Origin of the sequence: Nocardiopsis sp. NPDC006832, from assembly GCF_040635885.1 — a bacterium.
In the GTDB taxonomy this organism is placed as follows: Bacteria; Actinomycetota; Actinomycetes; order Streptosporangiales; family Streptosporangiaceae; genus Nocardiopsis.
Genome location: NZ_JBEYLC010000001.1, coordinates 119,425 through 137,111, shown reverse-complemented (window position 1 = coordinate 137,111; position 17,687 = coordinate 119,425). Strand labels below are relative to the sequence as shown.

Sequence of the window (17,687 nt, the reverse complement as noted above, 5' to 3'; positions counted from 1 at the left end):
CCGGCCAAGTCACGTAGCCTTCCAGGTCTTCCTGGCCAGGGGCGACACCGCCGGTGGTCGAAAGCAGGCCAAAAGGGCCCAACACCGTTGACCGCTCTTCCAACCCTGGCCATAGCCGGCAAGGTTGGAGAAGACGTAACGCGGTTCCCGACGATCCCGAACCGGGATCACGGGGACCGAACCACTGACGCCGCTTGAGTGTTCCAGGAGAGAGGAGTAGGCGCCGAAAACCCCGCGTCGCCCCAGGGTGACGCCGGCCCTACGGCGCCGGACACACCGATGAAGGGACGTGTACTGGTTGTCGACGATGACCTCGCCCTCGCCGAGATGCTGGGGATCGTACTGCGGGGTGAGGGGTTCGAACCCTCGTTCGTCCACGACGGGGACAAGGCCCTGGAGGCCTTCCGCGAGACCAAGCCCGACCTGGTCCTCCTCGACCTGATGCTTCCCGGGGCCGACGGCATCGACGTGTGCCGTCAGATCCGCGCCGAGTCCGGGGTGCCCATCGTCATGCTCACGGCCAAGAGCGACACCGTCGACGTGGTGCTGGGCCTTGAGTCGGGGGCCGACGACTACATCGTCAAGCCCTTCAAACCCAAGGAACTGGTGGCCCGCGTGCGGGTGCGTCTTCGCCGCACCGAGGAGCCCGCCCCCGAGGTCCTGCAGATCGGCGACATCAACATCGACGTCGCCGGGCACGCCGTGCGCCGCGACGGCGAACAGATCAGTCTCACCCCGCTCGAATTCGACCTGCTGGTCGCCCTGGCCCGCAAGCCGCGTCAGGTGTTCACCCGCGAGGTGCTGCTCGAACAGGTCTGGGGCTACCGGCACGCCGCCGACACGCGCCTGGTCAACGTGCACGTGCAACGCCTGCGCGCCAAGATCGAGAAGGACCCCGAGCACCCCGAGGTCGTCGTGACCGTACGCGGTGTCGGCTACAAGGCCGGTACCGCCTGATCCGACCGAGAACCCCATGACCGTGTCCGAACCCGAGGAGGGGCGGCAGGCCGACCCCGAAGGGGAACGGCCGGTCCCCTCCTCAGGGCTGCCCGCGTCCGAGGACGCCCCGAGCGAATCCAACTCGGGCCTGACCCGCGCCTACCTCCTCGCCCAGCACGCCGCGCGCGCACTGGTGCGCGGGGCGCACACCAACTGGCGCCGTTCGCTGTACCTGCGGGTCATCAGTACGACCCTGGTCCTGTCCCTGCTCGTCCTGGTGGGACTGAGCTACGTCCTCATCTCCGAGGTCCGCGGCGGACTATTGGAGGCCAAGGTGAACGGGGCGGTCAACGACCACCGCGCCGGCCTCAGCTACGCCGTGGCGGAACTGCAGGAGAACGAGACCAGCGACCGCGACCGCCTGCTCAACAACATCGCGCGCGAGCTGACCAGCCGCAGCGGTGAGACCGGGCTGTACGGCGTCATCGTGCTGCCCTCGGTCAGCGACGAACGAGGCTGGGCGACCGTCGACGAGGACACCGTCAACGAGAGCGTGCCCGAACGCCTGGTCGAACAGGTCCGCCACTCCGAAGTGCCCGACCAGCAGTACCACACGTACACGCGGATCGAGACCGAGGACGGCTCCGTCGAACCCGCGCTGGTCGTGGGAGCCCAACTCACCCACGCCTACGAGCTCTACTACGTGTTCCCGCTCCAACACGAGCAGGAGATCCTGGACCTGGTCCAGAACACGGTCGCGCTCGTCGGCGTCCTGCTCGTGGTCCTCCTCGGGTTCATCGCGTTCATGGTCACCCGCATGGTGGTCGCCCCGGTTCGCTCCGCGGCGCAGTCGGCCGAACGACTCGCCTCGGGCGACCTCTCCGAACGCATGACCGTGCGGGGCGAGGACGACATCGCCCGGCTCTCGATGTCCTTCAACGACATGGCGGGCAACCTCCAGGAGAAGATCCAGGAGCTGGAGGAGCTGTCCAAGGTGCAGCGGCAGTTCGTCTCCGACGTCTCGCACGAACTGCGCACCCCGCTCACCACCATCCGCATGGCCGGTGACCTGCTCTTCGACGATCGAGAGGAGCTCGACGGCTCCCACCGACGTTCCGTGGAACTCCTCCAGAGCCAGGTGGAACGCTTCGAGGAACTGCTCTCGGACCTGTTGGAGATCAGCCGACACGACGCGGGAGCGGCCACCCTGGGAATCGAGTCCTCCGACATCCGGGACTCGGTGATGAAGGCGGTCGGCGACGCCGAGCAGATCGCCGAACGCCGTGGGATCAAGGTGATCCTGCGACTGCCCGCCGAACCCTGCATGGCCGAGTTCGACACCCGACGCATCAACCGCATTCTGCGCAACCTGGTGGTCAACGCCATCGAGCACAGTGAGGGCCGCGACGTCGTGGTCGCCGCCGCCGGCGACCGCGACGCCATCGCCGTGGCCGTGCGCGACTACGGTGTGGGTCTCAAGGAGGGGGAGGAGCACCTGTGCTTCGACCGCTTCTGGCGGGCCGACTACTCCCGGGTGCGCACCACCGGAGGCACCGGCCTCGGACTGCCCATCGCCAAGGAGGACGCCACCCTGCACGGCGGTTGGCTCCAGGCGTGGGGCATGCCCGGCCAGGGATCCCAGTTCCGGTTGTCCCTGCCTCGACGCTCCGGCACCGAACTGCGCGGTTCTCCGCTGCCGCTGGTACCACCGGAGATCGCCTTGGGCCGTAACAACTTCACCGCCCCGGGTGAAACGTCCGCCAAGGTGCGCGGTGGCACCGAAGACGAGGAGGCACCGTGAGCCAGAAGGCACGAACGGTCGCGTGGTCCCCGAGGACGCCACAACCGGGCGTGAGGGCCCCGCGGTGGTCGTCCCGGGCCACACGGAGCCTGGGAGCCGCCGCGCTCGCCTGCGTGACGCTCGCGGCGTGCGCCACCGTCCCCATGACCGGCCCGGTGGTCCCCGGCGAGGGCGGCGACGTCTCCGGCGACCCCTATGACGGCTACGTGCGGCTGCTGCCCGCCGGCCCACAGCCCGGAGTGGCCCCCGAGGGTCTGGTCGACGGATTCCTCAAGGACATGGGCAGCTTCGAGGAGGACCACAAGGCGGCGCGCAGCTACATGCTGCCCGAGACCGCTGGGACGTGGTCCCCCGACGGCGGCGTGAGCGTGTTCAACGACCTCGACGCCGCCGACTTCGACGCCGAGATCAGCAACGACGGCCTCACCGCCCGCGTCCTGGTGCGCAGCAACCTGGTGGCGACCATCGACGAGAGCGGCAAGTACGTCCCCACCCAGTCCTCGGCCACCCTCCTGGAGGAGACGTTCACCCTGGCCCGGGAGGACGGCGACCCCGAGGGCGAGTGGCGGATCCAGGACCTGCCGGACGAACTGCTGCTGAGCGCGCTCGACATCGAACGCACCCATCGACCGTTCAACCTCTACTACTTCAACGCCGAGCGCACGGCCCTGGTCCCAGACCCGGTCTACCTGCCGGTGAGCCCGGACCAGCCGGCCGAGCGGCTGCTCCGCAAGCTCATCGCCGGCCCCACCGACTGGCTCGCGCCCGCGGTGTCCTCCGCGTTCCCCGAGGAGGCCACCACCCGGCTGGAGGTCGACGCCCAGCACGCGGTGATCAACGTCAGCGGCGTCGCCGAGATCGACGAGTACGACATGGCGGCCCAGATCGCCTGGACGCTGCGCCAACTGCCCGAGGTCCAGGAGTTCACCCTCAAGGTCAACGGCGAAGAGGTCGCCTTCCCCGATTCCGACGGGGAGAGCGCCGATCGGCCGCGCCCCGGCAGCGACCTGTGGGCCAGGGTGAGTCCCGGGGCGACCTCCTCCGACATCCGCGGCTACTACACCCACGAGGGGCAGCTGTGGTCGGCCTCCGACTGGACCGCCGAGAACTTCGGCGACGCCGAACCGGTCCCCGGCCCGCTCGGCCGCGGTGACCAGACGCTGGACCGGTTCGCGGTCTCGCTCGACCAGAGCACCATCGCCGGCATCACCCTCGGCGGGAGCGAGGTCGTCACCAGCCTCGCCAATCCGGGAGCCCAGACCCAGGAGGTCCTCGACGAGGGTCTGTTCACCGACCTGTCCTGGGACATCGACAACAACCTCTGGGTGGTGGAGGAGACCAAGGATGAGGACGAAGAGGGCGAGGACGAAGAGGAGGGCGCGGGTCGGGAGCCCGAAGGGGACCCGAACCTCAGCGGATCGGGAGCCGAGGAACCGCCCGAACCGGGTGACAGCGCCCTGTGGATGCTCCGTGACGGCGACGAGGTCGTCCGCGCCCAGGTGAGCGGCTTGCGCGATCACTCCCTGGTGAGTTTCCGGATCTCTCGGGACGGTGCGCGCGCGGTGGTCATCACCGAACAGGACGGTGAACGAGCGCTCAAGGTCGGCCGGGTGGTCGACGACCGCGACGGTCAGGTCTCCGTGGGCGAGTTCATCACCCTCGCCCAGGAGCTGGAGGACGTCACCGCGGTCGCCTGGCGCTCCAGCGACCAGTTGGTGGTGTTGGGCAGCAGGGACGGTGGCACGCACCAGGCGATGCTGGTGGCGCTGGACGGCGGCACCCCCGCGGCCAGCGCGGGCACCCCCGCCGCGGGCATGGTCACCATCTCCGGAGCGCCCGGACAGCCCTTGCTCGCCGGTTCCGACGACGGCAACATCTGGGCCTCCAATGACCCGCTGAACTGGCAGAACGTCGTCGAGGGCGGGGCGCCCACCTTCCCGGGCTGACCCACCGAACAGACGAACGCGCATGGCCCGACGGCGGTGGGGCGCCGAGTTGTCCACAGGTTCGAAGTCGGCACTGGTGGAGCGGTGCCCGGTCCCGCACCCTTGAGGGCATGGACCAAGACGGCGCACCCTCACGGGGGTGGCTACCGGGCCTGTCGTCCGGGCTCGTGCACCACCTGTCGGCCCTCCTCACCGCACTTCTCGACCTCCTACTGCCACAGCGCTGCGCGGGCTGCTCCGCGCCCCACGGCCCGCTGTGCCCCGACTGCCGGACGTTGCTCGCCCAGAGGCCGCGCCCCTGCGTGCCACGGAGGGGATGCCCACCGACCTGGGCGGCGGGCGGGCACGCGGGGCGGGAACGTCGGGTCCTGCTCGCCTACAAGGAACACGGTGACGGGCGGCTGGCCGGTGTGCTGGGGGAGAGACTCGCCAGGACACTGTGGGCCTCGGGTCGTGCCGGTCCGGACGTGCTGCTCGTTCCGGTCCCGGGCCGCTGGGGCACCAGAGCGGGAAGCGGTCGGGTGGCGCGGCTGACGCGGGAGTGCGTCCGCGGCGCGGGCCCCTCCGGGGCGGCCGGAACGGCACCCGTCCTCGCGTACCGGCGCCCGGTCGGACCTCAGGTGGGACTGGGGCGGGCACAACGCCTGACCAACCGGGCCGGGGTGTTCACGGCCCGCCCACTCGCCCGACTCGAACACGGTGGGCGGGTCGAACCGGCCGGCCGATCGGTCGTGATCGTGGACGACGTCCTCACCACCGGGGCGACGCTCACGGAGGCGGCCCGAGTCCTGCGGGCGGAGGGCGCCCGGGTCCTGGGCGCGGTCGTGCTGGCGGAGCGGGGACGGGCGTCGGAGCGGCCGACTTCGGGCGCGGGCAATGTTCGAGGACCAAGGTTTTACAAACCCCCCTGAACAGGCGAAAGATGCCTTTCTGTAAGGCTTTGCGGGCCTGAGGGGTGGGTCGAGGGCCGGTTCTCCACCTGACATACGGGCCCGGACAGGTTACGGTCCAGGTATGGCACCCGTCCGGGTCCGTGGTTGCGTCGGAATCTCTGAGCCTCCGGGAAAACCGGGGAGCTCCTCCGGCAAGCCGATGCCAGGCGCAGGCGAAACGGCCCACGTAAGGCGACTTTTCGTCGACCGATCACGGTGCGCCTTAGAGGTAAGCCCTGCCCCGCGGAGGGTCCCGATGTCCCTCATGACAGGGAGAAGAGCAGTAGTCGCGATCAAGAGCGGCGACACTCTCAGCAGGCGGATGTGGGGACGAAGACCAGGTCGGCCGGACGGGTGGCATGCCGACGTGCGGGGGTCCGACGTGTCCGGGGTGAAGATCCCGTGGGCGTGGGCCCCCTACCGTTCCCAGGACCGGGACGGCTTTCTCGCGATCCTCGCGGCGTCCCGCGATCGCGGTCGTCCCGTCGTTTCCGACATCCTTCGTCCCGACCGTACCGACGTTCGTGTCGGGTACTTCACCGGGGTCCGCGCACCTTTCCCACCGCGGGTTCTCATGACCGATTCAGGCGACTTGCCCGGACATGTCCTAAACCCGTGGAAGGTCCTTATTCGCAGCTCACCGGCTCCGGGCAATCATGTCCTTGGGGCGGGTGATGACCCTGTCCCTGATGGGTATACGCACTTTCAAGCGGGCCGTGCACCGGCTCGCGCCGCCGACGGAAGGGGGTCGACGCGTCACACCCCTCCCTACCCGGGGAGGGAGTAGAACCAGCCTGGCCGTCGCCTTCACGACGGCCATGCGATGAAGGGGGTCCTATGGACATCATCGTCAAGGGTCGACGCACCGGTGTGAGTGAGAAGTTCCGACAGCATGTCGAGACCAAGCTCGACAGGCTCTCCAAGTGGGAGCGCAAGGGCATGAGCGTCGATGTGGAGGTGTCCCAGGAGCGCAACCCCAAGCTCGCCGACGTCCGCGAGCGGGTTGAACTGACCATCCACTCCGACGGCCCGGTCATCAGGAGCGAGGCCGCCTCCGTGGACCGCCATGGAGCCCTCGACCTCGCCCTCGACAAGGTCGAGGCCCGTCTGCGCAAGTCCGCGGACCGCCGCAAGGTCCACCGCGGCAACCGCACTCCCGTCTCCGTGGCGGCCGCGACCGCCGACCTCCCAGGAGACCTGCCCTCACTCGCCCCGACCGGTGGAACGGCGCCCCCTGCCCGCCGCAGCGGGGACGAGGAGATCGACGGCGTCGAGGTCGACGGCCGCTTCTCCGACGAGTTCGTCGAACTCGACACCCAAGGGGACGTTCCCGTGATCGTGCGGGAGAAGTTCCACCGGGCCAAGCCGATGAGTATCGACCAGGCGTTGATGGAGATGGAGCTGATCGGCCACGACTTCTACCTCTTCCACGACGAGGTCAAGGACACCCCGAGCGTCGTCTACCGCCGGAAGGGCTTCAACTACGGAGTCCTGCGACTGGTCGACTAGCGCAATCGTGGCCTCGCCCTCGGATCCGAACACGCCGGAGGTGAGGACGTAGCGGTCGCGGCGGGCCCGTCCGGGCCCGCCGCGTTCCTGCGGGGAAGGTCCGGTGGTGGCCCCTCGCCGGACCTCCGAAGCGGCCGAGGCCGGCCTTCGCTCCCCTAACCCTCGGAACCCTCGGTTCGCTCTTCCTCGGTGGACTGCTTGATGCGGTGCAGCGGCGTCTGGTGTGGTTCCTCCGACTCCACGCGCGGCGGATCCAGCACCACGTCGGAGAGGATGTCGCAGGACACCGCCACCGCCAGCGCGGCCAGCATCAGCAGACCGCCCACCACCAACAGCCACGGGGACCCGCCCAGGACGATCGCCAGGCCGCCCAGGGCGAAGCCCACGCAGGCGAGCGCCACGACGATCCATGAGGCCGCGCTGCCACGGTGACCGCTGCTCGGCGCCAGCGAGCCGCCTTGGCGCTGGAACCCCCGGATGCGTCCTCGGCGTCTCTGTTCGTCGTCACCGGGGTGGTGCCGCTCCCAGGCGAGCGCGGGATCGTCCTCCTCGGAGGGGCGGGGGCGTCTCCCGTGCGGGTTCTCGATCGCGGACTCGATCGCGTCGGCCGGAGTTCGAGGCCCCGGTGGACGCTCGTCCTCGAAGTCTCGGGCCGTGGCCCCTTCGTGCTTCCTGCCGGCTCGCATGGCTCCTCCCTCGGTGGTGCCTTTCCGGTCGGGCGTCGTCGCGCGGAACGTGTGAGCACGAAACCGCGTTCGGAACACCCTGTACCCGTTGCACTACCCGAAGAAATGCGCGAGTCTGCACGAACATCATCAAAATGGCGGGAACATCCACCCCCGTCCAACTCGTTTGTCGATAGGACGGGGAGCCGGTCGGGTTCCTCTAGGATGTAGGCCCGAGGACCCAGGGGTTATCCCCTGACCTCCCACGAGAAAACGAGTGCGGTCAGCGGGCCAAGATCTGACCCTCCACCGAAAGTGGAGACGACCGCGATCTGCGAGGAGCGCATAGGAAGTGCCAGGCATACTCGACAAGCTCCTGCGCGCGGGTGAAGGAAAGATCCTGCGCCGGCTCAATAAGTACAAAGATCAGGTCAACCTCCTTGAGGACGACTTCGTCGATCTGAGTGACGACGAGCTGCGCGCCCTGACCCAGGAGTACAAGGAACGCCACGAGGACGGGGAGTCCCTGGACGACCTGCTCCCGGAGGCCTTCGCGACGGTTCGCGAGGCGGCCAAGCGCACCTTGGGCCAACGCGCCTTCGACGTCCAGGTCATGGGCGCGGCCGCCCTGCACCTGGGCAACATCGCCGAGATGAAGACCGGTGAGGGCAAGACCCTGACCGGAAGCCTCGCGGTGTACCTCAACGCCTTGGCCGGCAAGGGCGCCCACGTCATCACCACCAACGACTACCTCGCCCGACGCGACGCCCAGAACCTGGGCCGCATCTACCAGTTCCTGGGGCTGGAGGTCGACGTGGTGGGCCCGCAGATGAGCGCGGAGGCCCGCCGCAACGCCTACAAGGCCGACATCACCTACGGAACCAACAACGAGTTCGGTTTCGACTACCTGCGCGACAACATGGCGCTGTCGCTCAAGGACACGGTCCAGCGCGAGCACTACTTCGCCCTGGTCGACGAGGTCGACTCCATCCTCATCGACGAGGCGCGGACCCCGCTCATCATCAGCGGCCCCTCCGAGCAGAACTCCCGTTGGTACTCCGAGTTCGCCAAGATCGCTCCCCGCCTGAAGGCGGAGGAGGACTACGAGGTCGACGAGAAGAAGCGCACCGTCGGCATCACCGAGTCCGGTGTGGCCAAGGTCGAGGACTGGCTGGGCATCGACAACCTCTACGAGGCCGTCAACACCCCGCTGATCAGCTTCCTCAACAACTCCCTCAAGGCCAAGGAGTTGTACCGCAAGGACAAGGAGTACATCGTCAAGGACGGTGAGGTGCTCATCGTCGACGAGTTCACCGGCCGTGTCCTGGCGGGACGCCGCTACAACGAGGGCATGCACCAGGCCATCGAGGCCAAGGAGCGCGTCAAGATCAAGGACGAGAACCAGACTCTCGCCAAGGTCACGCTCCAGAACTACTTCCGCCTCTACGAGAAGCTCGCCGGCATGACCGGTACCGCCCAGACCGAGGCGGCGGAGTTCACCCAGACCTACGGCGTCGGCGTGGTGCCCATCCCCACCAACAAGCCGATGATCCGTGAGGACGTCAAGGACGTCGTCTACAAGCACGAGGACGCCAAGTTCCAGGCCTTGGCCGAGGACATCGCCGAGCGTCACGAGGAGGGCCAGCCCGTCCTCGTCGGTACCACCAGCGTGGAGAAGTCCGAGCTGCTGTCCCGGATGCTCAAGCGCGAAGGCGTCCCGCACGAGGTCCTCAACGCGAAGAACCACGCCCGTGAGGCCTCGATCATCGCCCGGGCCGGCAAGCTCGGCGGCGTCACCGTCGCCACGAACATGGCCGGTCGCGGTACCGACATCATGCTCGGAGGCAACCCCGACTTCCTCGCCGACGAGGAGCTCCAGAACCGTGGCCTGAGCCCGCTGGAGACCCCGGAGGAATACGAGGAGGCCTGGCCGGACGCCCTGGAGAAGGCCAAGGCCGAGTTCGAGGAGGAGCACGAGAAGGTCGTCGAGGCCGGCGGTCTGTACGTGCTGGGCACCGAGCGCCACGAGTCGCGCCGGATCGACAACCAGCTCCGTGGTCGTTCCGGCCGTCAGGGTGACCCGGGCATGTCCCGCTTCTACCTGTCCCTCCAGGACGACCTGCTGCGCCTGTTCAACTCCAGCCGTCTGGAGGTGTTCATGAACCAGCTGAACATCCCGGACGACCAGCCGATCGAGTCCGGCATGGTGAGCAAGGCGATCGCCTCCGCTCAGGGCCAGGTCGAGTCGCAGAACTTCGAGATCCGAAAGAACGTCCTCAAGTACGACGAGGTCCTCAACCGCCAGCGCAAGGTGATCTACGCCGAGCGTCGCAAGGTCCTGGAAGGCCAGGACCTGCGCGAGCAGGTCATCGAGATGCTGGAGGAGGTGCTCCGCGGCTATGTCACCGAGGAGACCGCCCGTGGCGACGCCGACGAGTGGGACCTCGACAAGCTCTGGCGGGCGTTCAAGCAGGTCTACCCGATCAGCTTCACCGTCGACGAGTTCGTCGAGCAGAACGGTGACGTCCACACGCTGACCACCGAGCTCATCGCCGACGGCATCGTCGAGGACGCCAAGGCGGCCTACGAGATCCGCGAGTCCGAGCTGGGCGAGGAGGCCATGCGCGAGGTCGAGCGCCGCGTCATCCTCCAGGTGATGGACCGCAAGTGGCGTGAGCACCTCTACGAGATGGACTACCTCCAGGAGGGCATCGGCCTGCGCGCGATGGCTCAGCGCAACCCGCTGATCGAGTTCCAGCGCGAGGGCTTCGACATGTTCCAGCAGATGCTGGAGGCCATCAAGGAGGAGTCGGTCGGCTTCCTCTTCAACGTCGAGGTCCAGGTGCAGAAGAAGGCCGAGCCGAGCCTCACCACCACCGCCGCCGCGCAGACCGCCGCGAAGGTCGGCGGGGGGACCGCGAGCGCGACCGCCGTCGCCACCGCGGTGGCGGAGGACGAGGAGGCCGCCGAGGTCAAGGCCCCCGACACCGAGGTTCCGGCCGAGGACGTGGTGGTTCCCGGCTTCGGCGAGGACCGACCCAGCCGGTTGCAGTACTCGGCTCCCAGCGAGGACGGCACCGTCGAACGGCACAGCGAGGCCAACGACGAGTACGCGGGCACCGCGCGCAACGCGCCCTGCCCCTGCGGCTCCGGCAAGAAGTTCAAGAAGTGCCACGGGGACGCCTCGGCCAAGTAGCCGGTGGTTCCCTGACCGAAGAGCGCGTGGGCGCGGTCCCCTCGGGGGCCGCGCCCACGCGCGTGTCCGGGCGATCCTAGGAGGTCTGGGTGACCTTGTTGAGCCCGCGGGGGACGTCGGGGTCGTGGCCGAGACGGCGGGCCAGGTGCTCGGTGAGCAACTGGGCGGGAACGATGAGGTTCATCGGCGAAACCCACTCGGGCACGTCCGGGGCGGGGATGGACAGGTCACTGGCGGCGGCCAACGCCTTGCCACCGCCGATGCCGAACACCGGGGCACCGACCGCGCGTGCCTTCTCCGCCAGGGAGACCGTGCCCCGCAGGGTCGGCCCGGTGGGTGAGGCGACCAGGACCGCCGGGGTGCGCGGGTCCAGGACCGCGATGGGTCCGTGCAGCAGGTCCGCGTAGGACATCCCCATCGCGTGGAGGTAGCAGGCCTCCTTGAGCTTCAGGGCGGTCTCCAGGGCCGTGGAGTAGACCATGCCGCGTCCGGAGATCACGGCGCCCCGCACCGCGACCATCCGTTCGACGATCTCCTCCAGGACGTCCGTGGGCGCGGCGAGGGTCTCCTCGATGCCCTGGGGGACCAGGTCGAGTTCGCCGGGGTCCAGGTCGGCGCCCAATCCCAGAGCCAGTACCGCGAGAGCGGCCAGCTGGGAGTTGTAGGTCTTGGTGGCGGGTACCGAGAGCTCGTTCCCCGCCCGGGTGACCAGGGCGACGTCGGCCTCGTCGGCCAGAGTCGAGTCGGCGCCGTTGGTGACGGCCAGGGTCCGGGCGCCGCAACTCGCGGCCCAGCGCATGGTCTCGACGATCTCCTCGGTCTTGCCGGACTGGGAGATGGCCACCGCCAGGACGTCGGACAGGTCGACCTTCGCCCCGTACTCGGTCGCGATGGACGGAGAGCCGAGGGTGGCCAGCCGGCCGGTGTGGGCCTGGAGCAGGTAACCACCGTAGACGGCGGCGTTGTCCGAGGACCCTCGTGCGATGAAGAGGACGTGTTTGGTGCGACGGCCCAGTGCCTCGATCTCCCCGCGCAGGGGGAGGAGTTCGGCGAAGGTGCGGCGTAGAGCGTCGGGCTGCTCGGCGATCTCCGCTCGCATCGTGCTCGTCGTGGTGGTCATGTGCAACAACCTTCCCAGGGTGTGTACGGGTCGCCCTGGACGGGCGTCGGGTGCCGCGCCGAAGGTCGGTGAACGGCGGGGAGCCCGTGGTTCCACGCTCGCCTCGACGTCGTCGGCAGAGGATTGACATGGAGTCGGAGGCTATGGTCTAGTCCGGACTATACCAGTCGCAGCCGAATTGCCCTGAGAAGCCCGAATGTAAGGGCGGGTCGCGCGCTAATGCCGCGTCGGTCGGGGTTCGCCCGTTACGGAGTGGCGTTCAGGATGGTGCGTCGCAAGGCGGCGGGAAGCCCTCATGGTGGTTCCCACGTGGGTTTTCCGCCAAAGCGGAGAGGCGCCCTGCCGAACGCCGCGATGGGATGAACCTCGGCCGACACGGCACTAGGGTCGTCCCCACCCCGACCCCGACCGCAGAACAGAAGGTCGCCCATGTCGATCGATCCCACCAATCCCATGCCGAAGTACGTGCAGCTGCGCGAACTGCTGCTGGACCGGATCACGTCGGCGGGGCTGGGTGTGGACGACATGATCCCCTCCGAGCGCGAGCTCAGCGTGGACTACGGCCTGTCCCGGATGACGGTGCGCCAGACCATCGACCTCCTGGTCGCCGAGGGCAAGATCTACCGGGTTCCCGGCAAGGGCACCTTCGTCGCCCGCCCCAAGATCGAGATGTCCCTGGTCCTGGCCTCCTACAGCGAGGACATGCGGGCGCGCGGTTATGAACCGGGCGCCCGTGAGCTCATCCGCCAGGTCATCCCGGCCAGCGGTCACACCGCGCGCATGCTCGACATCGCACCCGGCACCCTCGTCCACCACATCGAACGCATGCGCACCGCCGACGACGAACCCATGGCGGTGGAGCGCTCCAACATCCCGGCCGCGATGGTGCCGGGACTGGAGGACCACGACCTCGCCGAGAGATCCCTCTACGAGGTCCTGGAAAACGAGTTCGACATCCTGTTGGATTCCGGGGAACAGACCATCGAGGCCGGGATCTGCGACTCGGCCGACTCCCGTCTCCTCGGTCTGCCCGCTGGAAGCCCGGTGCTGATCATGCAGCGCCGCAGCTTCTCCAAGGGACAGTGCGTGGAACTGGCACTGTCCACCTACCGTGCCGACCGTTACCAGCTGCACTCCAGGCTGGACCCGCGCCGGCACGGAGACTGACACCCCCGCGCCCATCGGCGCACCGCCAAGGGAGGCCCCCCGCCATGTCGGACCCGAAAGCAGCCAATACCTCACCGAAACCATCCGGTGGTACCGGTGGAGGAGGTGGGCGCGGTTCGTCCGCGCTGGCCGTCCTCCAACGGCTCGGCCGCAGCCTGATGATGCCGATCGCGGTCCTGCCCGCCGCCGCGATCCTGCTCCGCCTGGGCCAGGACGACCTGCTCGGCGCCGACGGTCTGGGCGGACTGCCGGGCATGTCCTGGATGAACCCGGTCTCCGGAGCCGTGGGCACCGCCGGTGACGCCATCTTCCAGGCGCTGCCGCTGCTCTTCGCCATCGGGGTGGCGATCGGTTTCGCCAAGCGCGCCGACGGTTCCACCGCGCTGGCCGCGGTCGTGGGCTACCTGGTCTTCGACCGGGTCGCGACCTGGACGATGGCCACGTTCGACGGGCCCCAGGGCGACCTCGGTTCCCAGGTCACCTCCTATCCGCTCCCGATCGATCCGGTCACCCGGGAACCCGTCACCGATCCCGAGACGGTCAACGCGGTCGCTCCGGCGATCGACCACGCGATCAAGAACCCCACCGACGTACTCGGCGGGATCGTCATCGGTCTGCTCGCCGCCGTGCTCTGGCAGCGCTACCACCGGATCAAGCTGCCCACCTGGCTCGGTTTCTTCGGCGGCCGGCGCTTCGTGCCCATCGTCACGGCCCTGGTCGGTCTGCTCATGGGTGTGGCCCTGGGTCTGATCTGGCCGATCGTGGGGATGTGGATCCAAAACCTCGGTGAGACCATCATCGGCGCGGGCGCGCTGGGTGCCGGCGTCTACGGGATCATCAACCGCATCCTGTTGCCGATGGGCCTGCACCACGTGGTGAACTCGTTCATCTGGTTCGTCTCGGGCAGTTACACGGCCGAGGACGGTAGCGTCTCCCACGGTGAGATCACCCGGTACTTCGCCGGGGACCCCGACGCCGGCGGCCTGCTGTCCGGGTTCTTCCCCGTGTTGATGTTCGGTCTTCCGGGTGCCGCCTTGGCCATGTGGTTGGCGGCGTCCCCGGCCCGCCGGGCCCAGATCGGTTCGATCATGATCCCGGCCGCGCTGACCGCGTTCGCCACGGGCATCACCGAACCGGTGGAGTTCGCGTTCATCTTCGTGGCCCCGGTGCTGTTCGGTGTGCACATCGTGCTCACCGGTGTCTCCATGGCCGTGCTGAACGCGCTGGACGTGCAACTGGGCTTCGGCTTCTCCGCGGGTCTGATCGACCTGTTGCTCAACGCCACCAAGGGAAATACGGAGGGTCTGGGGATCCTGCTGTTGTTCGGGGTGCTGTACTTCCTGGTCTACTTCGGGATCTTCTACCTGCTGATCAAGAAGCTGAACATCCCCACCCCGGGCAGGGAGGCCGAACCGGAGGAGAACGTCGCCGCGCACACCACCTCGGCCGCCGACGAGGAGAACCGCGCCGGTTCGAGTGGAACGGGGGAGGACGGAGGGGCCGCCGGGGCCGCCGGGGCCGGCAAGGACCCCGCCGACTGACCCACGCCGACCGTCCTCGTCGACCGGTGCCCCGGGACCTTCGCCGGGCACCGGTCGGCGTCGACCCTGGCGTGTGCGGTCCATCACCTTCTAAGCTCGGTTGGGATTCGTGGACGTGTCCGTCGGACACGCGAGAACAGAGCGCGGAGGGTACATGGCCGACAAGGCTGAGGCGATCGTCGCCGGGCTGGGCGGAGCCGCCAACATCGAGGACATCGAGGCCTGCATCACCCGATTGCGCACCGAGGTCGCCGACCCGGGGCTGGTGAAGGAGGAGGCCCTGAAGGCCGCCGGCGCGCACGGGGTGCTGGTCTCGGGCAGGGTCGTCCAGGTCGTCGTCGGACCCGAGGCCGACAGCCTCACCGACGACATCCAGGACCTGCTGGAGTAACCCCCGGTCAGAGTGCCGGAACGGCCGTCGGGGCGACCGCCGGAGGGTTCCGGGACGGGGTGGGGGAGAGAACGCGGGCCCTTCGGCCCTTTTGGTCGATGTGATCCTGGATTAAGTCGCGTCCGTAGGGAAGATCTCCCCCATGTCAGACCACACCAGTGCGCTGCGCGTACTCTCCCCCGTCACCGGAACGGCGATGTCCCTGGAGACCGTGCCCGACCCGGTCTTCTCACAGAGCATGGTCGGCCCCGGGCTGGCCGTACACCCCGAACCCGGCCAGGAGGGCGGTCAGGAGTCCCGGCAGGAGGCGGTGGCGCCCATATCCGGGACCCTGGTCAAGCTCCACCCCCACGCCTTCGTGGTCATGGCCCCGGACGACAGACACGGTGTCCTGGTCCACCTGGGCATCGACACCGTGCAACTCGCGGGGGAGGGGTTCACCCTCCTCGTCTCGGAGGGCGCCGAGGTCACGGCGGGCACTCCGGTGATCGAGTGGTCGCCGGGGCTGGTCGCCTCCCTGGGCAGACCCTCCGTGGTCCCGGTGGTGGCACTCGACGCCGGCAGCGACGCCCTGAGCGGGCACGCGAGTGGCGCCGTCACCGCCGGCGACGAGCTCTTCGCGTGGACCCCGGACCCGGTCCGGCCCTGAACACCCGACCACCCGAACGCCCTCGACGGAGCCGAGGCCATAACCGAGCCACCGGCGGGGTGACCCCGCCCACCGAACCCGACAGGGTATTCTCCGGCCGCACCAAGCGAACCGCCGGAGATGACACCCCACATGAAACCGCACGCCCTGGCCCCGGTCTGCGCAGGCCTCGCCCTGATGATGACCGCCTGCACCACGACACCCGAGGAGGTGGGAACCTCGCCCGGAGAGAACGAACAGTCACCGGAAGCCTCGGCCGAGCCCTTCGAGCCGGTCCTTGCACCCGAACTCCTGGCCGGAATGGACCTGGACGAGAAGATCGGCCAGCTGATGGTCCTCACCGCCCAGGGCACCACGGCCGCGGAGAACGCCACGCTCATCGAGTCCTACAACCCCGGCGGGCTCATCTACTTCGACGCGAACCTGAGCGACGCCGAACAGATCGCCGAGCTGTCCGTCGGGGTTCAGGAACTGGCCGCCGAACAGGGGCAGGGGGTTCCCCTGTTCCTCGGCATCGACCAGGAGCAGGGCCGGGTCGTACGCATGCCCGTGGGCACGCACTTCCCCGACGCGATGGCGGTCGGGGCCACCGGCGACACCGAACTCGCGGCCCTGCGCGCCACCACCACCGCCACCGAGCTGGCCGCGGTGGGCATCAACCTCAACTACGCCCCGGACGCCGACGTCAACACCGACCCGAACAACCCGGTGATCGGCAACCGTTCGTTCGGTTCCGACCCGGACAAGGTCGCCGAGATGGTGCTGGCCGAGGCCGGCGCCTACGCCGAGAGCGGTGTGGTGCCGGTGGCCAAACACTTCCCCGGGCACGGCGACACCGACGTGGACAGCCACACCGGTCTGCCCGTCATCGACCTGCCCCGGGACCAGTGGGAGGCCGAGCACCTGCCGCCGTTCCGGGCCGCGGTGGAGGCGGGGGTGGACTCGATCATGACCGCCCACGTGCTCATGCCGCAGCTGGACGGTTCCGAGGACCCCGATCCCGCGACGATCTCACCGTCGATCATCGACGGGATCCTGCGGGAGGAACTCGGCTACGACGGTGTGGTCACCACCGACGCCCTCAACATGGAGGGCGTGCGTCAGCGTCACGACGACGGGGAGGTCGCGGTTCGCGTGATCGAGGCGGGTGTGGACCAACTCCTGATGCCGCCGGACCCGAGCGCCGCGCTCTCCGCGATTCGCGAGGCCGTGGAGAGCGGTCGGCTGAGCGAGGAACGCGTCGACGAGTCGGTGCTGCGGGTGCTGACGCTCAAGGAGAAGCGCGGAATCCTGGAGGCCGATCCGATCGACCCGGCCGCGGCCACCGCGGTCATGGAGGACCCCGAGCACGCCGAGGCCGCCCGTCGGGTGGCCGAGGCCTCGGTGACCCTGGTGCGGAACGAGAACGACCTCCTGCCCCTCGCACGGGGCACCAAGGTGCGGGTGGCGGGGGTGGGTTCCGAAAGCCTGGCCCCGGCCCTGTCCGACACGGGCCTGGAGGTCGTGGACAGCGGCGAGGACGTGCTCGTGGTGGGTACCGAGGGCGCCCGCGGCTCCACCGAGCAACAGGGCCTGGTCTCTTCGGCGCAGGGCGCGGGCACACCGGTCGTGGCCGTGTCCCAGGGCGGCCCCTACGACCTGGAGGTCATTCCCGAGGTCGAGGGCTACCTCGCCCTGTATTCGGCGGTGGAGGTCTCCCGAACGGCCGCCGCCAGGGTCATCGCCGGAGAGGTCGAACCTTCGGGTGCGCTGCCGGTGGACATCCCCGGCGCGGACGTGGAATCCGGCACGGGTCTCGGTTACTAGGCGGTGTTTTTTAGCGCCTCCGCTT

Annotated in this window: 13 protein-coding genes; 11 read left to right on the top strand and 2 right to left on the bottom strand. The window is 68.8% G+C overall.

The window, feature by feature from the left end; translation table 11 throughout:
• Positions 1–279: 279 nt before the first annotated feature.
• The 5 genes from mtrA to raiA all read left to right on the top strand — a co-directional run bounded on the left by mtrA (position 280) and on the right by raiA (position 7,127).
• Positions 280–957, top strand: a complete 678-nt coding sequence (mtrA, locus tag ABZ717_RS00565; protein ID WP_067607333.1) for an MtrAB system response regulator MtrA — start codon at positions 280–282, stop codon at positions 955–957.
• Between the two features lie 16 nt (positions 958–973).
• Positions 974–2,740: an MtrAB system histidine kinase MtrB gene (gene mtrB / locus ABZ717_RS00560; protein WP_358503302.1), complete on the top strand. Its 1,767-nt coding sequence runs from the start codon at positions 974–976 to the stop codon at positions 2,738–2,740.
• A gap of 50 nt (positions 2,741–2,790) precedes the next feature.
• Entirely contained in the window at positions 2,791–4,686 is a 1,896-nt protein-coding gene (locus ABZ717_RS00555) for an LpqB family beta-propeller domain-containing protein (protein WP_358503299.1), read from the top strand.
• A 110-nt stretch (positions 4,687–4,796) separates the two neighbouring features.
• Positions 4,797–5,597: a phosphoribosyltransferase family protein gene (locus tag ABZ717_RS00550; RefSeq protein ID WP_358503296.1), complete on the top strand. Its 801-nt coding sequence runs from the start codon at positions 4,797–4,799 to the stop codon at positions 5,595–5,597.
• An 858-nt stretch (positions 5,598–6,455) separates the two neighbouring features.
• Positions 6,456–7,127, top strand: a complete 672-nt coding sequence (raiA, locus tag ABZ717_RS00545) for a ribosome-associated translation inhibitor RaiA (RefSeq protein WP_358503293.1) — start codon at positions 6,456–6,458, stop codon at positions 7,125–7,127.
• A 155-nt stretch (positions 7,128–7,282) separates the two neighbouring features.
• Here the strand turns inward: raiA and ABZ717_RS00540 are convergent, their stop codons facing one another.
• Positions 7,283–7,813, bottom strand: a complete 531-nt coding sequence (locus ABZ717_RS00540; RefSeq protein WP_358503290.1) for a hypothetical protein — start codon at positions 7,811–7,813, stop codon at positions 7,283–7,285.
• 331 nt (positions 7,814–8,144) lie between these two features.
• Here ABZ717_RS00540 and secA point away from each other — a divergent pair, with 331 nt between their 5' ends.
• Positions 8,145–10,988, top strand: a complete 2,844-nt coding sequence (gene secA, locus ABZ717_RS00535; protein WP_358503287.1) for a preprotein translocase subunit SecA — start codon at positions 8,145–8,147, stop codon at positions 10,986–10,988.
• A 76-nt stretch (positions 10,989–11,064) separates the two neighbouring features.
• Here the strand turns inward: secA and ABZ717_RS00530 are convergent, their stop codons facing one another.
• Positions 11,065–12,108, bottom strand: a complete 1,044-nt coding sequence (locus ABZ717_RS00530; protein ID WP_358503284.1) for an SIS domain-containing protein — start codon at positions 12,106–12,108, stop codon at positions 11,065–11,067.
• 429 nt (positions 12,109–12,537) lie between these two features.
• Between ABZ717_RS00530 and ABZ717_RS00525 the strand changes: the two genes are divergently transcribed.
• The 5 genes from ABZ717_RS00525 to ABZ717_RS00505 all read left to right on the top strand — a co-directional run bounded on the left by ABZ717_RS00525 (position 12,538) and on the right by ABZ717_RS00505 (position 17,662).
• Positions 12,538–13,275 carry a GntR family transcriptional regulator gene (locus ABZ717_RS00525; RefSeq protein ID WP_358503281.1) on the top strand — a complete coding sequence of 246 codons (738 nt, stop codon included), beginning with the start codon at positions 12,538–12,540 and terminating at the stop codon, positions 13,273–13,275.
• 44 nt (positions 13,276–13,319) lie between these two features.
• Positions 13,320–14,816: a PTS transporter subunit EIIC gene (locus ABZ717_RS00520; RefSeq protein WP_358503278.1), complete on the top strand. Its 1,497-nt coding sequence runs from the start codon at positions 13,320–13,322 to the stop codon at positions 14,814–14,816.
• A 154-nt stretch (positions 14,817–14,970) separates the two neighbouring features.
• Entirely contained in the window at positions 14,971–15,207 is a 237-nt protein-coding gene (locus ABZ717_RS00515; RefSeq protein ID WP_067607352.1) for a glucose PTS transporter subunit EIIB, read from the top strand.
• Positions 15,208–15,349: 142 nt separating this feature from the next.
• On the top strand, positions 15,350–15,856 hold the full coding sequence (locus tag ABZ717_RS00510) for a PTS glucose transporter subunit IIA (protein ID WP_358503275.1): 507 nt from the start codon (positions 15,350–15,352) through the stop codon (positions 15,854–15,856).
• 132 nt (positions 15,857–15,988) lie between these two features.
• Positions 15,989–17,662 carry a glycoside hydrolase family 3 N-terminal domain-containing protein gene (locus ABZ717_RS00505; RefSeq protein WP_358503272.1) on the top strand — a complete coding sequence of 558 codons (1,674 nt, stop codon included), beginning with the start codon at positions 15,989–15,991 and terminating at the stop codon, positions 17,660–17,662.
• Positions 17,663–17,687: the final 25 nt, after the last annotated feature.